Source organism: Chryseobacterium camelliae (genome assembly GCF_002770595.1).
Taxonomy (GTDB): domain Bacteria; phylum Bacteroidota; class Bacteroidia; order Flavobacteriales; family Weeksellaceae; genus Chryseobacterium; species Chryseobacterium camelliae.
This window is the reverse complement of sequence record NZ_CP022986.1, coordinates 4143836-4161387: the sequence shown is the minus strand read 5'-3', so window position 1 is coordinate 4161387 and position 17552 is coordinate 4143836. Positions and strand designations below refer to the sequence as shown.

Below are 17552 nucleotides of genomic sequence, written 5' to 3'. Positions count from 1 at the left end.
GGTTACTTTGTTGCTTTATAAATTGTGGCTATACCTAAACTTAGTTTTTTATATTCAACTTTTTTAAATCCTGTATCTAAAAGAATCTGCTTCATTTTCTCCCCATACGGAAAAGCATTTACAGAATCCGGGAGGTATGTGTATGCCCTGTTGTCCTTAGACACCAGTCTGCCGATGGCCGGCAGGATATTTTTAAAATAAAACATATACAGTGGCCCCATAAAACCCTCAACCTTTGAAAACTCCAGTATATACACACTCTTGTTATCCTTCACAACCCTTCTTAGCTCTGCTAAACCTTTGGTAAGATTTTCAAAATTCCTTACTCCGAATGCAACGGATACTGCGTCAAAGCGGTTGTCTTCAAATGAAAGATTTTCCGCATCGCCCTTTTGCATTGAAATTTTGCCGTCTAAATTAAGTTTTTTTATTTTAATAACGCCAACATTTAACATTTGTTGCGATAAATCCAAACCAACTACTCTGGCCTGTGTTCCCTTCTGAACCGCAATGGCCAGATCACCCGTTCCTGTAGCCACATCCAGCACTTCGCGGGGTTCATCTTTTTTCATCCATTTCACCAGGATATTCCTCCATAAAACGTCAATTTTCATGGATAAAACATGATTCAGAAGATCATATTTAGGTGCAATATTGTCGAACATATCCTCTACCTGGCTCTTTTTGGTAGCCTCAGAATTGTAGGGCGTTACTTGATTGATATCTTTTGCCAAAACTTAAAACTTATAGTATTCTTTATAATAATTGAGGAAATCCTGCTTCCTGAAAATTTTCGATCTGGATTCCACTTTCTGGATGTTTTTAATGAGCTTGTCATAGTCTTCATCCACATTGTAGTAGAAATCGTCGGTATAGAGCTTAGTGAAGCGTTTAGGCGCTCCCAGGTAAGGTTTTCCGTCGATCATCGTTTTATCGAGCTCCAAAAGTAATGAATCTTTCTTAAGGTTGTACCCATAATATTGGGTATTGATATAATAATCCTGATGTGCGATATTCAAAAGGCCACGGATCTTGTTCACTTCAAAAGCAGAATCGTACAGGAGTCTTTTGTTTTGGTCAAATACTTTGATAGAATTTTTGCCTTTGTCCAGATCTACGGGAACCGTCTGCCCGCCGGAAATAATCCCTTCCGAGCCATTGTTGATCTTGAAGTAAAAAGTACCGGAAGTAGGGTTATCGATAACGTAGTAGTTTCTTTTTGCCAGAAAAAAGTAGTAGATCCCAAAAGCAACCATAAACGCCACAACTGCAACTAATAAACCTTTCAGGGATGCGTTATTTTTCATAAGGGGTAAAGTACATTTTTGCAAATTTAATAATATTTTTAATTCTTTCTTATTAAGATTAATTATTAACTTTGCATTTTTAAAAAAAACATATTAACGAATGCCGAATACGATCATCATTGGTTCCGGGTCTTACATTCCCAGCCGAATTATTGGTAGAGATTTCTTTCTAGATTCAGAGTTTTACACGGAAGACGGAATAAAGATTGACAAACCTGCTGCAGAAACTATCGGGAAATTTGTAGAAATTACGGAAATCGAAAACCGCAGATTCATAGAAGATGATCTTTCGAATTCGCAAATCGGTTACGAAGCGGCCAAAAAAGCGCTTGAAGATGCCAACATCGACGGTGAAGAGCTGGATTATATTATTTATGCCAGCAATTTCGGAGAAGTTACACCTCACGGGTATGCCGATTTCATGCCGACCATGGCTGCAAGAGTTAAAAACAAACTTGGAATCCGGAACAGAAAATGCGTTACGTATGATATGCTTTTCGGATGTCCGGGATGGGTGGAAGCCATAATCCTTGCCGACACCCTGATCAAAGCCAAAACCGCTAAAACCATCCTTGTTATCGGTGGCGAAACATTAAGTCGTGTAACCGATCCTTATGACAGGAACAGGATGATTTTTGCCGACGGCGCAGGTGCTGTTGTGGTTCAGGCTACCGAGCAGGAAAATGTGGGAATCATTGCTCATAATACGATCTGTGATAACGGGCCCGAGCTGGATTACCTGGCGAACGGACCTTCCATCAATAAAGAATCCGACCAGACCAGACTCTTCGTAAGAATGCAGGGAAGAAAAATTTATGAGTACGCGCTTAAAAATGTTCCCGTAGCCATTAAAGAAACCATTGACGATGCAGGACTTTCCATCACGGATATTAACAAGATCCTGATCCACCAGGCGAATGCCAAAATGGACTATGCGATGATCGAAAGGCTTCATAAGCTGTATGAAATCAAAGATTACGACCACAGCATCTCCCCGATGACGATCCAGGAGTTCGGAAATTCATCCGTGGCCACCATTCCTACCATGTTCGATCTTATCGTTAAAGGAAAAATGGAGGGTCAATCGTTTAAAGATAAAGGCAACATAGTGATGACTTCGGTGGGAGCCGGAATGAACATCAATGCTATTGTTTACCGATTTCCTTAAGCCATAATTTAATATTAATAAATTCAGAAGCACAGGGAAGTTATTCTTTGTGCTTTTTTAAACCACCCTATGCAAAAGAATTTTTTACTTATAGCAGCAATTTTCCTGGTCCTGGAAATCTATGTTTACCAGGCAGTAAGGACCCTTACGGACAACTTCTGGCTGAGGCTCGGGTACTGGATTATCTCTCTGGCCATCTACGGCGTGTTTGCGTACGAGATCACTCATTTCCAGCGTTCGGAAAGAAACCCTTTCAGAATCCATCTGATGATGTCGCTGTTCCTGGTGGCGATCCTGCCTAAAATATTCATTGTCTTATTCCTGCTGATCGATGATATCTTCCGTACCGGAACCTATCTCATCGGCCTTGCAAAGCCGGATGAGCATCTTTTCCCGGAAAGAAGGAAGTTTTTAAGCCTTTTAGGGCTGGGTCTCGGTGGTGTGCTTTCGGCATTGTTCATCGACGGGATCACCTTCGGGAAATACCGGCATAAAGTAAGAAGAGTAAAGGTCAAAATAAAAAACCTGCCCGAAAGTTTCAGGGGATACAAGATCGTTCAGATTTCGGATGTCCACAGCGGAAGCTTCTCCGACCCTTCAAAGCTTGAACATGCCATCCACCTGATCAATGAGCAAAAACCTGATCTGGTGCTGTTTACCGGGGATATGGTGAACAATGTGGCAGAGGAATTCAAGCCGTTCATCCCCCTGTTTTCAACGATCAACGCAAACGACGGTAAATTTGCCGTGCTGGGAAACCATGATTATGCAGACTACGTTACCTGGAATTCCCTGGATGCAAAAAGGAAAAACCTGGAAACCCTGATCGGATATGAAAAAGAAGCCGGCTTTGAAATGCTGCGTAACGAGCACAGGATCATTGAGAAGAACGGCGAACAGCTGTATATCCTTGGGGTAGACAACTGGGGCCTCAAACCGTTCCCTCAGTTCGGGGATCTTGATAAAGCCCTTAAAAACGTCCCGGAATCCGCTGCTAAAATCCTGATGAGCCATGACCCTACCCATTTTGATTATGTGGTTAAAAAACATCCGGGAAATGTCCAGCTGACGCTTTCCGGCCATACACACGGCATGCAGTTCGGGCTTGATCTTAAAAACATCAAATGGTCGCCTGTGCAGTACCGCTATCCGAAATGGGCTGACCTATACGAAAGCGAGGGCAAAATGCTGTATGTGAACCGCGGTTTCGGCGTGCTGGGTTACCCTGGAAGAGTGGGTGTTTTACCTGAAATAACGCTTTTTGAACTATCCTGATTAAATATTTAAGAAAGTAGATCTATGAAAGATACCGGCGAAAGACATATCGTGAACGGCAGCTTTAAAAACAAATCTGAACTGTACCTGCACCTGATGCATATTGCTACTTATGAATATGCTGAAAAATTTGCAGCAGGTAAAAAAGTGCTCGATTTTGGCTGTGGCTCAGGTTACGGTTCCCACATGCTTTCCCTGAAGGCAAAAAGCGTTACAGGCGTGGATATCAGCAGGGAGGCGGTTGATTTTGCCAGGAAGGAATACCTGTCCCCTAACCTGAGCTTTATGACGATTGCCGAATTGGGAAACGAAAAATTCGATGTCATTACTTCGTTTCAGGTCATAGAACATGTTCCGGATGACCAGGCGTATGCATCAACATTAAAAAAGCTTTTGAATCCTGGCGGAATGTTAATGATCTCCACTCCGGATAAGAAACACCGGCTATTCAGATACCAGCAGCCCTGGAATATTTTCCATCTGAAAGAATACAGCCCGGAAAGCCTTACAAACCTGCTTGAACGGCACTTTGACAAAGTGGAAATTTTAAAAATCGGGTCAGATTCAGACCTGGTCCTTGAAGAAATTAAACGGACCAGAAAGGAACGGCTAATGGTACTTCCTTCGACATTATCGGTATATCCTTATCCATTACGTGTTTTCCTGTTAAAACTGCAAAAGAAGGCATTTGATTACCTGAAAAAATTAAAATCAGGAAATGCACCTGCTACAGGAAATATTGCTCAGAATGACTTCAGTTCGGGGTATTCCAGTGATGTTATCCTATTTCAGAAAGATATGCAATACTCAACCGATCTTCTGGCGGTTTGCATGAATGAAGAAAAAGATCAGAAAATATAATCCTTGACACGGGAAGTAGCCAGTTCTTTTTCATTGATCCAGTTAAGGAGGGCATCCAGTTTGTCCTCCATTTTTTTGCCTGCATTCAGCCGCCTGTAGAAGGGGACAGAAAAGCGGTGTTTATTCAGGTCCGTAAACTGCCAGGACTCCAGATAGATGAGTACAAAATCGTCGTTTTTAAGGGTTTCAAAGACCATATTCTGATAGTATTTCACCGGCAGGAACTGGAAAATAAAATCATTATAAGGCAATTGGCTGTAGGGAGAAATACTTTCGGGAATGATGCTCAATCCGTCTTCTTCTGTAATCTTTGTGGTAGTCTTTAACCGCTTGAAAGGAAAAAGCACATGGGCATGATCGATCCGCGATATATAATTAAACCCGATCATCTTCAGGTCTTCTGAAGGGATCAGCACGTCTTTCTGACGGATGCCCCTGATCTGTTTCTCCAGGAAATATTCCGTTTCTTTTTTAGTTTCCTCAATATTTTCGATGGTAGAATTCTTATTATAAAAAGCAATTTCATGCCCTTGGGATGAAATTGCTTTGATAAGATTTTTAAGTTTTCCTGTGATGGAAATCTCAATAAAGAAACTGGCTTTTACATCATGAAGATCTAAAATCCTGAGTATGGCTTTGGTATTATCTATAGTTATATTCAACCTCATTTCATCAGAGATTTCATTCCCATTTTGACAGGAGGCTTCAATAGTAACAATATTAAAAGTCAATAATACCATTTAAATATAATTCTAGATAATTATTATAATATATTAAAAATCAGATGTTAAAAATACTCTTATTTAAAGTTAAAATTAAAGCATTAATTTTTACCTAATTTTATTCTTAGATTTTTAATCATGTCCTGAGTCATTTCGGAAATTCCGAAATTGTAAGAAAGTTTCCAGTCGTTTTTTGCCGTGGAATCATCAATGGATGCCGGCCAGGAATCTGCAATGGCCTGTCTAAAATCGGGCTCATAGCTGATCTCAAATCCCGGGATTTCTTTCCTGATTTCTTCAGCCAGCTGTTTGGGGGTGAAAGACATTCCGCCCAGGTTGTACGATGAACGGACCGTCAGGCTCTCCTTAGGAGCATCCATCAATTTCAGGGTAGCTTCAATAGCATCATCCATATACAGCATCGGCATGGCGGTATCTTCAGAAATAAAGCTGGTGTATTTTCCGTCCTCTATGGCTTTATAAAAAATTTCCACAGCATAATCCGTAGTCCCGCCGCCTGCCGGAGTCTTCCAGGAGATCAATCCGGGATACCTGATGCTTCTAACGTCTACGCCGTATTTATCGAAGTAATATTCGCACCACTTCTCCCCTGCCATTTTGGAGATCCCATATACGGTGGTAGGATTCAGCACTACCTCCTGCCCCACATTTTCTTTTGGAATCCCTTTCCCGAAGACCGCAATAGAGCTTGGCCAGAAAATCTTTTTGATAAGCCCTTCCTTCGCCATTTCACAAAAATCGATAAGAGGCTCCAGGTTCAGTTTCCATGCGAACAGCGGCTGTTTTTCCGAAGTTCCTGACAGCAGGGATGCCAGATGGTATACCGTAGTGATTTCATAATCTTTGATGACTTGCCTCACCAATTTTGTATTGGTCACATCCAGTCTCTCATAATGACCTGCCGAGCTGATGCCTTCCTGCCATTTGTCAAGACCCGAAGCTACTACATTGTCTGCGCCGTGAATTTCAACCAGGCGGTTGGTAAGCTCTGTGCCGATCTGGCCCAAAGCACCGGTAATCAGGATTTTTTCCGTATAGGATTCCATTGTTTTCTTTTTAGTTGATTGAAGCAAAAATAAAGATTTTAACCCCCTATTCAAAAACAAAATTGTAAATTCGGGTATATTTTTTATCATGAAGAAGATGATCATTATAGGGGTACTGATAACGCAATATTTCTCAGCACAGTACACAGACATTACGATTGTAAAGGAGGTAAAAGTAAAAAACAAAGGTGTGGTAGTCTCCGCCCATCCGCTGGCCAGCGAAGCCGGTGCCAGCATTTTGAAAATGGGCGGCAATGCTTATGACGCAGCAGTTGCTACGCAGTATGCATTGGCCGTCGTTTATCCTCAGGCAGGCAATATTGGCGGCGGCGGATTTCTGGTCGGCGTCAAAAACAACGGCGAAAAGTTTACCCTGGATTACCGGGAAACTGCTCCCCTGAAAGCATCGAGGGATATGTACCTTGATAAAAGCGGAAAAGCCAGTACAGACCTTTCCCAGAACGGGCGGCTTGCCGTAGGCATTCCCGGAAGTGTTGCAGGCTTTTTTGCGACGTTGAAATACTGCAGGCTTCCGATGGAAAAGATCATCCAGCCCTCAATTGACTTAGCTGAAAAAGGATTCGCCGTCACGGAACAGGAAGCGGATATGCTCAACAGGCACAGGGATGCATTCAAAAAACACAATACGACAGCCAATGCGTTTGTTAAGGATGTACCCTGGAAGGCAGGCGACATCCTCATCCAGAAAGAGCTGGCGGAAACGTTAAAGCTGATCCAGAAACTGGGTGCCAAAGGTTTTTACGAAGGTAAAACGGCTGCCCTCATCGTTGCGGAAATGAAGAAGGGCAACGGGATTATCACCCTGCAGGATCTTAAAAACTATAAGGTCGCAGAAAGAAAGGCGCTTGAATTCGATTATAAAGGCAACCGTGTGGTTTCCATGCCGCTGCCGTCAAGCGGCGGGCTCCTCCTGGCCCAGATGCTCAGGATGGCAAGCTTTGAAAACCTTGAGCAATACCAGCAGAACTCAACAAAAGCTGTACAGATCATGGCAGAAGCGGAACGAAGGGCTTTTGCAGACCGTGCCGAATATATGGGTGACCCGGATTTTATTCAGGATAAAACCAATTACCTGATCTCTGATGAGTACCTGAAGGGCCGGTGGAAAAACTTCAGCTTTGATAGGGCAACCCCAAGCTCTGAAGTTGGCAAGATCATTGCCCAGCCCAAAGAATCGACGCAGACAACCCATATCTCCGTGCTGGATAAAGACGGCAATGCAGCTTCTGTCACCACAACGCTTAACGGCTATTATGGCAGCAAGGTCGTGGTATCCGGAGCCGGATTCTTCCTTAACAATGAAATGGATGACTTTTCCATTAAACCCGGTGTACCGAATATGTTCGGTGCTGTAGGTGGTGAAGCCAATTCCATACAGCCTAACAAGAGAATGCTCTCCTCCATGACGCCTACAATCCTTCTTAAGAACGGAAAACCGTATATGGTTGTGGGTACACCCGGAGGAACTACGATTCCAACTTCAGTATACCAATCGATTGTCAATGTGGTTGATTTCAGGCAAAACGCGAATATCTCCGTTAATGCCCCGAAATTCCATCAGCAATGGCTGCCTGAAACAATAAAGGTGGAGGAAAACTTCCCTGAAAGCACCATAGCAGAATTAAAGGCTAAGAATTACACTTTTGAAAAAGTCAAACAGATCGGAAAAACCGAAATGATCACCCGGGATGACAATGGTAATATCCAGGCTGTAGCGGACGGCAGGGGTGATGATTCCGTAGCCATAGAATGATGACAGTCAATCACTGGTCGTTTTTAACACCGTTTTAGACGTTATATGTTTCGGCGGGGCTTTCAGCCCCGCCGAAACTTTTACTGACTTTTATCATACTTCAGATTAATTTTCTTAATTTCCGGCTCTGAACATTTAAAGATTGATTTTGAAGACGAAGAAATTTTACCGGCAGATCTATTTCCAGGTTGTTGTCGCCATCATTGCAGGAATTCTTTTAGGGAGGTTTTACCCGGAACTGGGTGAAAAAATGAAGCCTTTGGGCGACGGTTTCATCCGGCTGGTGAAAATGATCATTGCTCCGGTGATTTTCATTACCCTTACCCTCGGGATTGCGCATATGACCGATCTTAAGAAAGTCGGGAGAATTGCCATGAAAGCAATGATCTATTTCATTACATTCTCAACCCTGGCACTGATCATCGGACTTGTCGTGGGCAACCTGCTGCAGCCGGGACATGGACTGAATGTTAATCCGGCCACACTTTCCGGGGATGTTTCACAGTACCAGCAGAAGGCACACGAATCTACTCTCACGGGTTTCATCATGAATATTATCCCGGAAACCCTGTTTAGTCCGCTGGTTGGTGAAAACATACTGCAGGTCCTTTTGGTAGCCATCCTTATGGGTGTGGCCCTGGTCCTGACGAAAGAAAAAAGCGCTAAAGTCACTGAATTCCTTCAGGACCTGTCTGCTCCGGTCTTCAAGATCGTGCATATGCTGATGAAGCTTGCGCCTATCGGGGCTTTCGGAGCTATGGCGTTCACCATTGGGAAATATGGTCTTCATTCTGTGCTGAACCTTATTTTCCTGGTGGGCACATTCTACATTACTTCCATCCTGTTTATAGTGATCGTGCTGGGTTCGGTCGCCCTTTATAACGGCTTTAATATCTTTAAGCTGATGTATTTCCTTAAAGAGGAGCTTTTGCTGGTGCTGGGAACCAGCTCTTCAGAATCCGCTTTGCCGGGAATCATGGAGAAACTGGAAAAAGCAGGCTGTTCGAAAGCTATTGTAGGGCTGGTTGTTCCTACCGGCTATTCCTTCAACCTGGATGGCACCAATATCTATATGACGCTGGCCTCCCTGTTTATTGCCCAAGCACTGAACATCCACCTGCCATTGGAAAAACAATTGCTGCTGCTTCTGGTAGCGATGCTCAGCTCAAAAGGCGCAGCAGGCGTAACAGGAGCCGGATTCGTTACCTTAGCGGCAACGCTAGCCGTTGTGCCTGAAATTCCCCTGGCAGGAATGACCCTGATCCTGGGCATCGATAAATTTATGAGCGAATGCAGAGCGCTGACGAATGTGATCGGAAATTCCGTAGCGACGGTTGTCGTAGCTAATTGGGAAAAACAGCTTGATAAAGAGTGGCTGCAGTATTGTCTGGATCACCCGGATGAAGTTGAGAAAAAACTGGAAATCTAATAGATGACGTACATGAAAAATATAGCCCTATATAAAGACCAGTTTTGTATTTCTACAGATAAATCAAGGCTGGATATTGACGCTGTACATGAGTTTCTATCAACCAAAGCATATTGGTGCTTAAATATTCCTAAAGCAAAAGTACAGGCTGCCATACAAAACTCCATGTGCTTCGGAGTTTATCTGAATGAAAAACAAATAGGTTTTGCCCGGATTATCTCTGATTTTTCTACTATTGCCTATTTAGGTGATGTATATATCCTGGAAGAATATCGAGGAAACGGACTTTCTAAATGGTTAATGGAAACAATTATGAATCATCCTGATTTACAAGGCCTGAGAAGATGGATTTTACTTACCGGAGATGCACACGGGCTGTACCGACAATTTGGATGGACCGATATTGCAGATCCTACTAAATGGATGGAACTGCACAACAAAAATGTTTACAGTGAATAATTCATGTTAAATTAAGGGTAGTAAGGCTAGAAGGCTGTACCTTTAGATGAGTGGGAGATTTTATCTTATTAAATTCCCGGTTTAAATTTCAGTTTTTGGTATTTATTATCTTAAATTCAATCTCAAAAACGCGAATATAGGTGGGGTAATGATAATCACTGAGCTTGTTAGGTAACATCCGGAATGCAAGTAATGCGGAATATGTCAAAGGAAATTTTTTACCAAAACCATAAAATGGAACGCCCTCATGCTTGGTATTGATAAATTTACGAGCAAATGCAGAGCACTGACAAATGCGATCGGAAATTCTGCAGCTAATGTTATGGTTGCCAACTGGAAGAAGCAGCTGGATCAGGAATAACTTCGATACTGCCTGGATCACCCGGGTAAAGTTGAGAAAAAACTGGAAATCTAAAAATCAATATAAAATAGTAATAATCAAATCATATATGGAAATTACACTTCAGCCTGTAGCAACGGTAAAAAATTCCAGGACGGAACTAATCGATGACAATTGGGAAACCATCATTGCAGAAATTGAATTGGCAGACCATATTCCTACGGAAGCTTTTAACAGCATTTCAAGCTTTTCCCATCTGGAAATTATTTATTATTTTGATAAGGTAGAAAAAGAAGATATCGTTTTTTCAGGCCATCCGAGAGGTAATGTAAATTATCCGATGACAGGTATTTTCGGGCAGCGTAAAAAGGACAGACCGAACACAATAGGGCTTGCAACAGTGGAATTACTGGAACACAATAATAGAACTATCAAAGTAAAGTTTCTTGATGCTATTGACGGAACGCCTGTACTTGATATTAAACCTGTATTTAAGGAATTCCAGCCAAAAACAGAGATCAAACAGCCTATATGGGTAGCGGATCTTATGAAAAACTACTGGAAATAGTCCGGCAAAAAACTATATTAAAATATTTAAAATTAACGGCTGTACGTTCACATGAATCGGTAATTTCATTTTGTTAAATTCCCCGTCAAGATTCCAGTTTTTGGTATTCATCTTAAATTCAAATCTCAGAAACGCGAATATAGGTGATATAATCATCCCTGAGCTTATTAGGTAATATCCCGACTGCAAATAACGCGGAATATATCAAAAGAAATTTTTGACCAAGACCATAAAATGGACTGACCTGGTGCTTGGTATTGATAAATTCATGAGCAAATGCAGAGCGCTGACGAATGTGATCGGAAACTCTGTAGCGGCAGTTGTAGTTGCGAATTGGGAGAAGCAACTGGATAAAGAGCAGTGACAGTACTGCTTTAATGACCCTCATAAAATTGATGAAAAACCGGAGGCATCATTAAATTACTATTGAAATGCATCAATACATCAGGCAGCTGTTATGCGTGACCGGTATCCTGCTTATGTCCTGTACAAAAAACAACCATAAGATGATAAAAGAAAACAATCCGGTGGTCTATTTTGAAATTCCTGTCACAGACCTGGAAAGGGCCCGGAAATTTTACAGCCATGTATTTGGTTTCAGGTTTGAAAAAGAAATGATTGATGACTATGAAATGCTGCTGTTCCCGTTTGAAGAAACCGGCAGCGGGATTTCCGGGGCATTGGCAAAAGGCGATGTCTACCAGCCGACCCGAAAGGGTGTTATCCTTTATTTCAGGACCCAAGACATTGATCTTACATTAGAAAAAGTCCTGGAGAAAGGAGGGAAGATCCTTTATCCTAAAACCGTTAATAGAAAACATGGTTTTGCCGTCGCAGAATTTGAAGACAGCGAAGGAAACCGCATTGCCCTTCATCAGACCCTATAATCTCAGATCAGGATATTCAGGCTGGCCGGCTGGACCTTCACATGTACCGGAGATTTTATTTTGTTGAATTCCCCGTCCAGGTGCCAGTTTTTGGTATTCACCTTAAATTCGATCTCGGAAACGGGAATATAGGTAATATAATCATCATTCCTAAGCTTCTTGGTAAACATCCTGAACGCAAACAGCGGCGAATAGGTGAACGGAAACTTTTTTACCAGCACCATATCCACGAGCCCGTCACTTTTGCTTGCCTGCGGGGCAATATAGGCCTTATTCCCGAACTGTCGGGTATTGGCAATGTTCAGCATCAGGTACTTACCGTTGTACTGCCGGTATTTCTCATCGAAAAATTTAACCTTGATCGGCTTGTAGCTGAAAAATGTCTTCATGGAAACTTTAATATAATTTGTAAAGCCGCGCGTGGTTTTTTCAAACTCCTTCACCACCTTTCCGTCAAAGCCGGTCCCAGAAACATTGATGGAAAGCCTGTCATTTACCGTAAAAGTATCGATCTTCCTTGATTTCCCGGCCTGCAGTTTACCGATGAGCTCATCCAGGTTTTTCCCGAAATTGGTCTCATTTGAAAATCCGTTTCCGGAACCGGCAGGAAAAATTCCGAGGATCCTGGAAGTACCGATCAGGTACTGTGCTACGGTGGAAATAGTCCCGTCCCCTCCTACCGCGACAAAAATATCCACATGGCTGAAGTGTTCCTGTATAAAATCATGGGTCCCGGCAATGGAATCTGAAATATAGTATAAGGGATCTTTAACCTTAGCTTTCAGCGCATTGAGAAACGGCTGGTAATTTCCTTTGGCTGAAAAAGGATTGATGATGAAAGCGACATTTTCCATGGTCACAAAAATAAAAAATGCTTCCGTAAGGGAAGCATTAAATATCATTTAAATTTCATCCTTTCCCTGAAAGCAGGAGTAAGAGTTTTGTCCAGTTCCTGCCAGGAAACCGGAATGGTAATATCTCCGGCTGCAAAAGCTGCAATTTCATACGGGCTGTAATGGAAATACAGGTTTTTGTCATCAAAATAAAAATTATCCGTGGCAGGAATTACCTCTACGAGGAGCATCTCCGAATTGTTCACCTGCCCTTTATTGTCTGTGGTTCCGCTGTTGATTTTGTTGATGTTTTTCATCAGCAAAGCTTCAAGATTACCTGCCGGCATGGTGGTAATATCCTTAAGCTCCAGTTTTTTATTGTTTTTAAGGTCGAAAACGCGTTCTGAAAAACCATAATTGTCATGGGCACCGCCTTCATACGACCCCCACATATATTGGATATGCATGAAATCATTATTAACGGATTTCAGGTGCATGGATGTATCCGTATACCACTTCTCTCCGAACCTGATATCCGACAGGTATTCTTTACTTTCTTTCCTTAATTTATCGAAATACCCATTCTTATCCTTTTCAAGATAAGCCTGAAGGCCTTTCTGAGAAAAATCTTTGAGCACCTTTCTGTTGAAATAGATACTGTCGAGCAAGGTCTTATCCTGTAAGGAAGGAAATACCAGAAGTTTAGCAGAATACTGCACAGTCAGGGAATCCGCAAGCTTTACGGAATCATTGATGGCTACAGAATCTGTCCTGAACGTGCCCGGTTTGGAATTTTCTGTTGCAGAGGAGGTCCCTGAGGTTTCGCTTTTTTTGCACGCTGAAACCGAAAATAGAGCAGCCAATGTTATGGCTGCCAGTATATTTTTCATAACTTTTATTTTGGATATGCATGCAAAAACCATTCAAAAATGAATGGTTTTAAGATTATTTCAAAGGTTTTCGTACAATGTGAATCTACGTACCTGGTTATGATTTCCGGATCAGGCTGATAACCTGGTTTTCGCTTTTCGAAGCTGTTCCCCAGATCTGTTTGAATGCAGAATAATATTCTTTAGGATAGTCTGCGCTCTTAACCGTCATCACCGACGTTACTTCCAGCATGTTTCCTTTCTGCTCCGCTGTATAGCTGTATTCTATTTCCTTGTCCTGAGTGACGATCTTCTTATTTTTCGGCATTTCCTCGATGGCATACCCTTCCGGGATTTCCAAGGTAATTTTCTTCACTTTGGTAAACGGGGAAATAAAATCAATCTGGTATTTCCTTTCATCGGTCTGGTCAAATTCATTTGAATTTTTATTCATGAACAGCAACGGGTTAATGATGATTTTCTTGCCCACTTTATCAATCAGGTTCTCGGATGAAAAGCTCATGCTGCTTTCAAAATCACCGTTTTCCAATACCTGAGAGGTAATGCCTGTGAAATCTATCGCAAAATTTTCCTTGTACTGCTTTTTGTACTTTTCCTGATTGTCATCGTAATTTTCTTTGGCATACATGGCATAAGTCCCTGTATCCCTGTCCGTATAATTCCCTGAAATGCTTCCGTCCGTATTAATTTTTGCATTGGTGGTCAGATAGGTAAAGCTTGGCTTGGCATTGATCATCCGGATCTGCTTTACGTTATCTTTGGCCATCAGTACACCGTATTCATTCCAGTCTCTCGGCGGAAGCTGGTCTACGGATGATTGCTTCGTGGTAGCGTCGTAGACATGTATGGCTCCGTTCACCTCAATGGCTGCAATAACCAGGTTCATATTGGCGACATTGGGAGAAACCAGGTTGATCATACCGTTATTGATGGTGGAAATCAGTACAGGATCAGCTTTGATGCCGGCTTCGCGCATCAGCATCACCAGGAACAGGTTGATTTCCGCAGCGTTCCCGGTCTTTGTTTCCAGCATCTTTTTCAGTCCGTCTTCCGTATAGATGCCCCGTTTGTTGTTCCAGGTAAAGGTTTTCTGTACATAGCTGAATATGGCATTGGCCTTGTCAAGCTCATTTTTCATGCCTGCCACTCCGGCGGGCATATTATCTTTGGCAAACCTGCTTTTTTTCAGCTCGCCGCCGAAGTCCTCATCATCGTACAGCCTCTGCCGGATCTGATCCCATGAAGAAGAGTAGAGTTTAAGCTCGCTGAAATTGGTGGAATGCAGCTCTGCGCTGACTTTTGTCCTGTAATTATGGTCGTTTTTAACGAATTTTTCCACCTTGAAGGGCTTCAGGTTCTCGTAGGCGAAACGGTACGTCTTATAATCCATCCCGTATAAGTTTTTATCTGCGATTTCCCTGTATTTTGGATTGAGTGACCCGGTATAATTCACATTATAGGACATATTGATAGGATTGTCCAGTACATATTCCGTATAGAGGGTAGGTGTATCCGTCTCAATCAGGAATTCAGGTATAGCATAGGCGAACGGCGATTCCACCGTATACTGGTATTCGATGACAGAGCCGTCCTTTACATTAGGAAATGCAAATTTTGTTACCGTTACATTTTTGTTCTCCTTGCTTTTGTACTTGGAGTTGTTTTCCACCTTAGTCTCTACCTTTACTCCATTATCCAGGTTATAGGTGAATGCTTTGATCCTACTGATGGTTTCCTGGCTGCCTCCATTACCCTGATACAGAGGAATTTCAAGGTTCAGCCAGTCTTCAGCCTTATCTTTCCGGTAAATTTTCACCCGGTAAAAATAACTTTTGGAAAGATATCCGGTACGGGAATCCATCTTATAATGCGCAGAACGGTACAATACTTCCACCGGTGCATTCTCATCCAGCAGGGATTTGGGTTTGGACAGGTCCGCATCATTGAATTTCGGAGGATTAAGGAACTCATGTTTCTGAGCCTGAACGTAGGTCATCGTAAGGGAGCCTAATGCCGCCCACAGTATTCTTTTCATGGTTATGCTTTTGAAATTAGAATTTTTGAATTATCATTTTTTAATGTTTTCTTCCTGAAGTTGATGTACTCATTGTACTTTTCTTTCGGGTAAATGCCTTTATTGATCCTGATGCTCCTGTTCACCTTAAGCTCGGTACCATTCCGCACGAAATTCAGCTGGTAACTCCCAAATTCTGAATTGAAGCTGACATTTTCAGGAACTTCATCCAGCTTATACTGTGCAGGAACCGTAAATGTAATCTCATAATCATCCTGAAACGACTGCTGAAGCTCAAAAGGGAGCTCTCTGGCTTCATCATTTTTATAGATGACATTGGTAAAAATAGGAACTGCCCTGAACAGCATGCTGTTTCCGGCCGTTTTGGAATAATTGCCTGCTTTGAAATCAAGTTCGTACCGGGCAACGGCATTATCCCTGTCATTGATGACGTTCTTCATTTCAATTTTATCGAAACTAAGAACACTCAGCCTGTCCCTGATGGCTTCATTACGCTCTTTCGGCGAAAGGCCGGTGAAAGCGACATTGTAATCATACTGATTGCCGGTGTAGGAGAATTGGCCTTCCCCGGTAATGCTGTTATCCTCGTTGATCCTGATCTTCAGCACCTGCTTTTCATTGTTTTGCTCCGGTGAATACACCGGCGTGCTGATCAGCTCGATGCCATTCTTACCGATTGAAAGCACATTCCTGTCTGTTGTGGATGTGCTTAAATGATTGAATGCCATCATCTGGCTTGTATTTTCCAGCCAGATGCTTCCCTTTTCAGTAGGCACCATAAGGATGGCGTGGTTTCCGCCCATTTTCGGGAATTCCGGATCAAAGGTCAACTGGGAGTCTCCAGAGTTGATCACGCAGTAATTTGAAGGGATCCCGGCCTCATCCAGCAATACTTTCATGTAATTCGTAAGACCTTTACAATCACCATAGCCTTTTTTGGATACTTCTTCAGGCTGCATCGGCTGCCATCCTCCAATCCCTAAAGCGACCGCAATATACCGTGTTTTAGACTGCATGTACTGATACAGTTTTTTTACTTTCTCCTCTGTAGTGCCCTGTAAATGCAATGCTGCCACTTCAGCCTTAACGGCAGGCGTTATTGTGGAAACGGGCTGCAGGATGCTGTTATAATACCAAGTCCCGAAATCTTTCCAGCTGCTGATGCTTCCCTGTTTTCCCATCAGGTTGAACCTCGTCAGGGCAAAGCTTACCTTAGGTAAAATTTTGTCCGGCTGCGGCATTAAAAAAGTACCGTCAACCGCAGGGACATCTTTAAAAGAATAGACTTTATCTGTACTGCTTCCGCTTTCAGTTACCGCAGCATAATTGTATTTTGAAGGATAGGTTTTGGTTTTAAGCTCTATCCCTGAATTGTTGATGACTCTCAGCTCTTTGCTTTCCACCGAAGTATTGGTGATGGAAAACGGGACAAAATCCTGAATGAAAACCGTATTCTGGTCTTTGAGCTGATAAGAAAACTCTATGGTATAAGGATATTGTGTCGGAGTATAGGGCAGTGACATGAAACGGTCATCCGAGTAGAAAATCCCGTCGGGAGTATTGGCAAAATCGCCAAAGTCTGATTTAGAGTATGATTTTATTTTCTTGCCGGCTTCATCATAGATCGTTACTTTAACATCTGAAATCTGGTCTCCTTTCTGATAGGCAATGACAGGAGTGGCCTGGTCTTTACCATCCTTATTCATCACCGTTCTTACTTTCTGGTACTGGTACCGGATTTCATCCACGCTGTTGATCTGGAGGGTGGTCAGGTCTTTACGGATGACCAGGTTGGCATTTTTTTTTAAAGGTTCAGGAATGGCTGAAGCGGGATAATTCTGAGCGAAATGTAAAGAAGCAATAGAAAGCGCTCCGATACAAAATATTTTCATCATAGTTACTAAAATTTTCCAAAAGTAATGAAATATCTATGAACT

General features: G+C 42.4%; 17 protein-coding genes. 9 read left to right on the top strand and 8 right to left on the bottom strand.

Annotated elements, in window-relative coordinates; genetic code table 11:
• Window positions 1–2: 2 nt before the first annotated feature.
• Together ubiE and CGB83_RS19090 are read right to left on the bottom strand one after the other, a co-directional pair.
• Entirely contained in the window at window positions 3–734 is a 732-nt protein-coding gene (ubiE, locus tag CGB83_RS19095; RefSeq protein WP_100077264.1) for a bifunctional demethylmenaquinone methyltransferase/2-methoxy-6-polyprenyl-1,4-benzoquinol methylase UbiE, read from the bottom strand.
• A gap of 3 nt (window positions 735–737) precedes the next feature.
• Window positions 738–1307 (bottom strand): hypothetical protein, encoded by a 570-nt coding sequence (locus CGB83_RS19090; protein ID WP_100077263.1) that lies wholly within the window; start codon window positions 1305–1307, stop codon window positions 738–740.
• A 100-nt stretch (window positions 1308–1407) separates the two neighbouring features.
• Here CGB83_RS19090 and CGB83_RS19085 point away from each other — a divergent pair, with 100 nt between their 5' ends.
• The 3 genes from CGB83_RS19085 to CGB83_RS19075 all read left to right on the top strand — a co-directional run bounded on the left by CGB83_RS19085 (window position 1408) and on the right by CGB83_RS19075 (window position 4611).
• The gene (locus CGB83_RS19085; protein WP_100077262.1) at window positions 1408–2475 is read left to right on the top strand and encodes a 3-oxoacyl-ACP synthase III family protein; all 1068 of its coding nucleotides are present in this window, start codon (window positions 1408–1410) and stop codon (window positions 2473–2475) included.
• Window positions 2476–2544: 69 nt separating this feature from the next.
• Complete coding sequence (locus tag CGB83_RS19080; protein ID WP_100077261.1) at window positions 2545–3750, top strand: metallophosphoesterase; 1206 nt, start codon at window positions 2545–2547, stop codon at window positions 3748–3750.
• A 24-nt stretch (window positions 3751–3774) separates the two neighbouring features.
• Window positions 3775–4611 carry a class I SAM-dependent methyltransferase gene (locus CGB83_RS19075; protein ID WP_100077260.1) on the top strand — a complete coding sequence of 279 codons (837 nt, stop codon included), beginning with the start codon at window positions 3775–3777 and terminating at the stop codon, window positions 4609–4611.
• On the opposite strand, the gene CGB83_RS19070 is transcribed toward CGB83_RS19075, so the two are convergent.
• Together CGB83_RS19070 and CGB83_RS19065 are read right to left on the bottom strand one after the other, a co-directional pair.
• Window positions 4599–5279 (bottom strand): polysaccharide deacetylase family protein, encoded by a 681-nt coding sequence (locus CGB83_RS19070; RefSeq protein WP_228420009.1) that lies wholly within the window; start codon window positions 5277–5279, stop codon window positions 4599–4601. The two genes, CGB83_RS19075 and CGB83_RS19070, sit on opposite strands and share 13 nt — an antisense overlap.
• A gap of 155 nt (window positions 5280–5434) precedes the next feature.
• A complete protein-coding gene (locus tag CGB83_RS19065) occupies window positions 5435–6400 on the bottom strand; it encodes an NAD-dependent epimerase/dehydratase family protein (RefSeq protein WP_100077258.1) in 966 nt (321 codons plus the stop codon).
• Between the two features lie 88 nt (window positions 6401–6488).
• On the opposite strand from CGB83_RS19065, the gene ggt reads away from it, so the two are divergent.
• The 6 genes from ggt (at window position 6489) to CGB83_RS19035 (ending at window position 11857) form a co-directional block, all read left to right on the top strand.
• A complete protein-coding gene (ggt, locus tag CGB83_RS19060; protein WP_100077257.1) occupies window positions 6489–8174 on the top strand; it encodes a gamma-glutamyltransferase in 1686 nt (561 codons plus the stop codon).
• Between the two features lie 148 nt (window positions 8175–8322).
• Window positions 8323–9603: a dicarboxylate/amino acid:cation symporter gene (locus tag CGB83_RS19055; protein WP_100077674.1), complete on the top strand. Its 1281-nt coding sequence runs from the start codon at window positions 8323–8325 to the stop codon at window positions 9601–9603.
• Window positions 9604–9615: 12 nt separating this feature from the next.
• Window positions 9616–10062 (top strand): GNAT family N-acetyltransferase, encoded by a 447-nt coding sequence (locus CGB83_RS19050; RefSeq protein WP_100077673.1) that lies wholly within the window; start codon window positions 9616–9618, stop codon window positions 10060–10062.
• A gap of 449 nt (window positions 10063–10511) precedes the next feature.
• Window positions 10512–10970 carry an SAM-dependent methyltransferase gene (locus CGB83_RS19040; protein WP_100077256.1) on the top strand — a complete coding sequence of 153 codons (459 nt, stop codon included), beginning with the start codon at window positions 10512–10514 and terminating at the stop codon, window positions 10968–10970.
• A gap of 217 nt (window positions 10971–11187) precedes the next feature.
• Window positions 11188–11334: a hypothetical protein gene (locus tag CGB83_RS20260; protein ID WP_157761466.1), complete on the top strand. Its 147-nt coding sequence runs from the start codon at window positions 11188–11190 to the stop codon at window positions 11332–11334.
• Window positions 11335–11401: 67 nt separating this feature from the next.
• Window positions 11402–11857 (top strand): VOC family protein, encoded by a 456-nt coding sequence (locus tag CGB83_RS19035; protein WP_228420007.1) that lies wholly within the window; start codon window positions 11402–11404, stop codon window positions 11855–11857.
• Window positions 11858–11859: 2 nt separating this feature from the next.
• Here CGB83_RS19035 and CGB83_RS19030 read toward each other — a convergent pair whose 3' ends face one another.
• The 4 genes from CGB83_RS19030 to CGB83_RS19015 form a co-directional block, all read right to left on the bottom strand.
• Complete coding sequence (locus CGB83_RS19030; protein ID WP_100077671.1) at window positions 11860–12711, bottom strand: diacylglycerol/lipid kinase family protein; 852 nt, start codon at window positions 12709–12711, stop codon at window positions 11860–11862.
• Between the two features lie 44 nt (window positions 12712–12755).
• Window positions 12756–13580 (bottom strand): RsiV family protein, encoded by an 825-nt coding sequence (locus CGB83_RS19025; protein WP_100077255.1) that lies wholly within the window; start codon window positions 13578–13580, stop codon window positions 12756–12758.
• A gap of 97 nt (window positions 13581–13677) precedes the next feature.
• Window positions 13678–15615, bottom strand: coding sequence for a transglutaminase-like domain-containing protein (locus CGB83_RS19020; RefSeq protein ID WP_100077254.1), 1938 nt, complete (start codon window positions 15613–15615; stop codon window positions 13678–13680).
• 2 nt (window positions 15616–15617) lie between these two features.
• Window positions 15618–17510: a DUF3857 domain-containing protein gene (locus CGB83_RS19015; protein ID WP_100077253.1), complete on the bottom strand. Its 1893-nt coding sequence runs from the start codon at window positions 17508–17510 to the stop codon at window positions 15618–15620.
• Window positions 17511–17552: the final 42 nt, after the last annotated feature.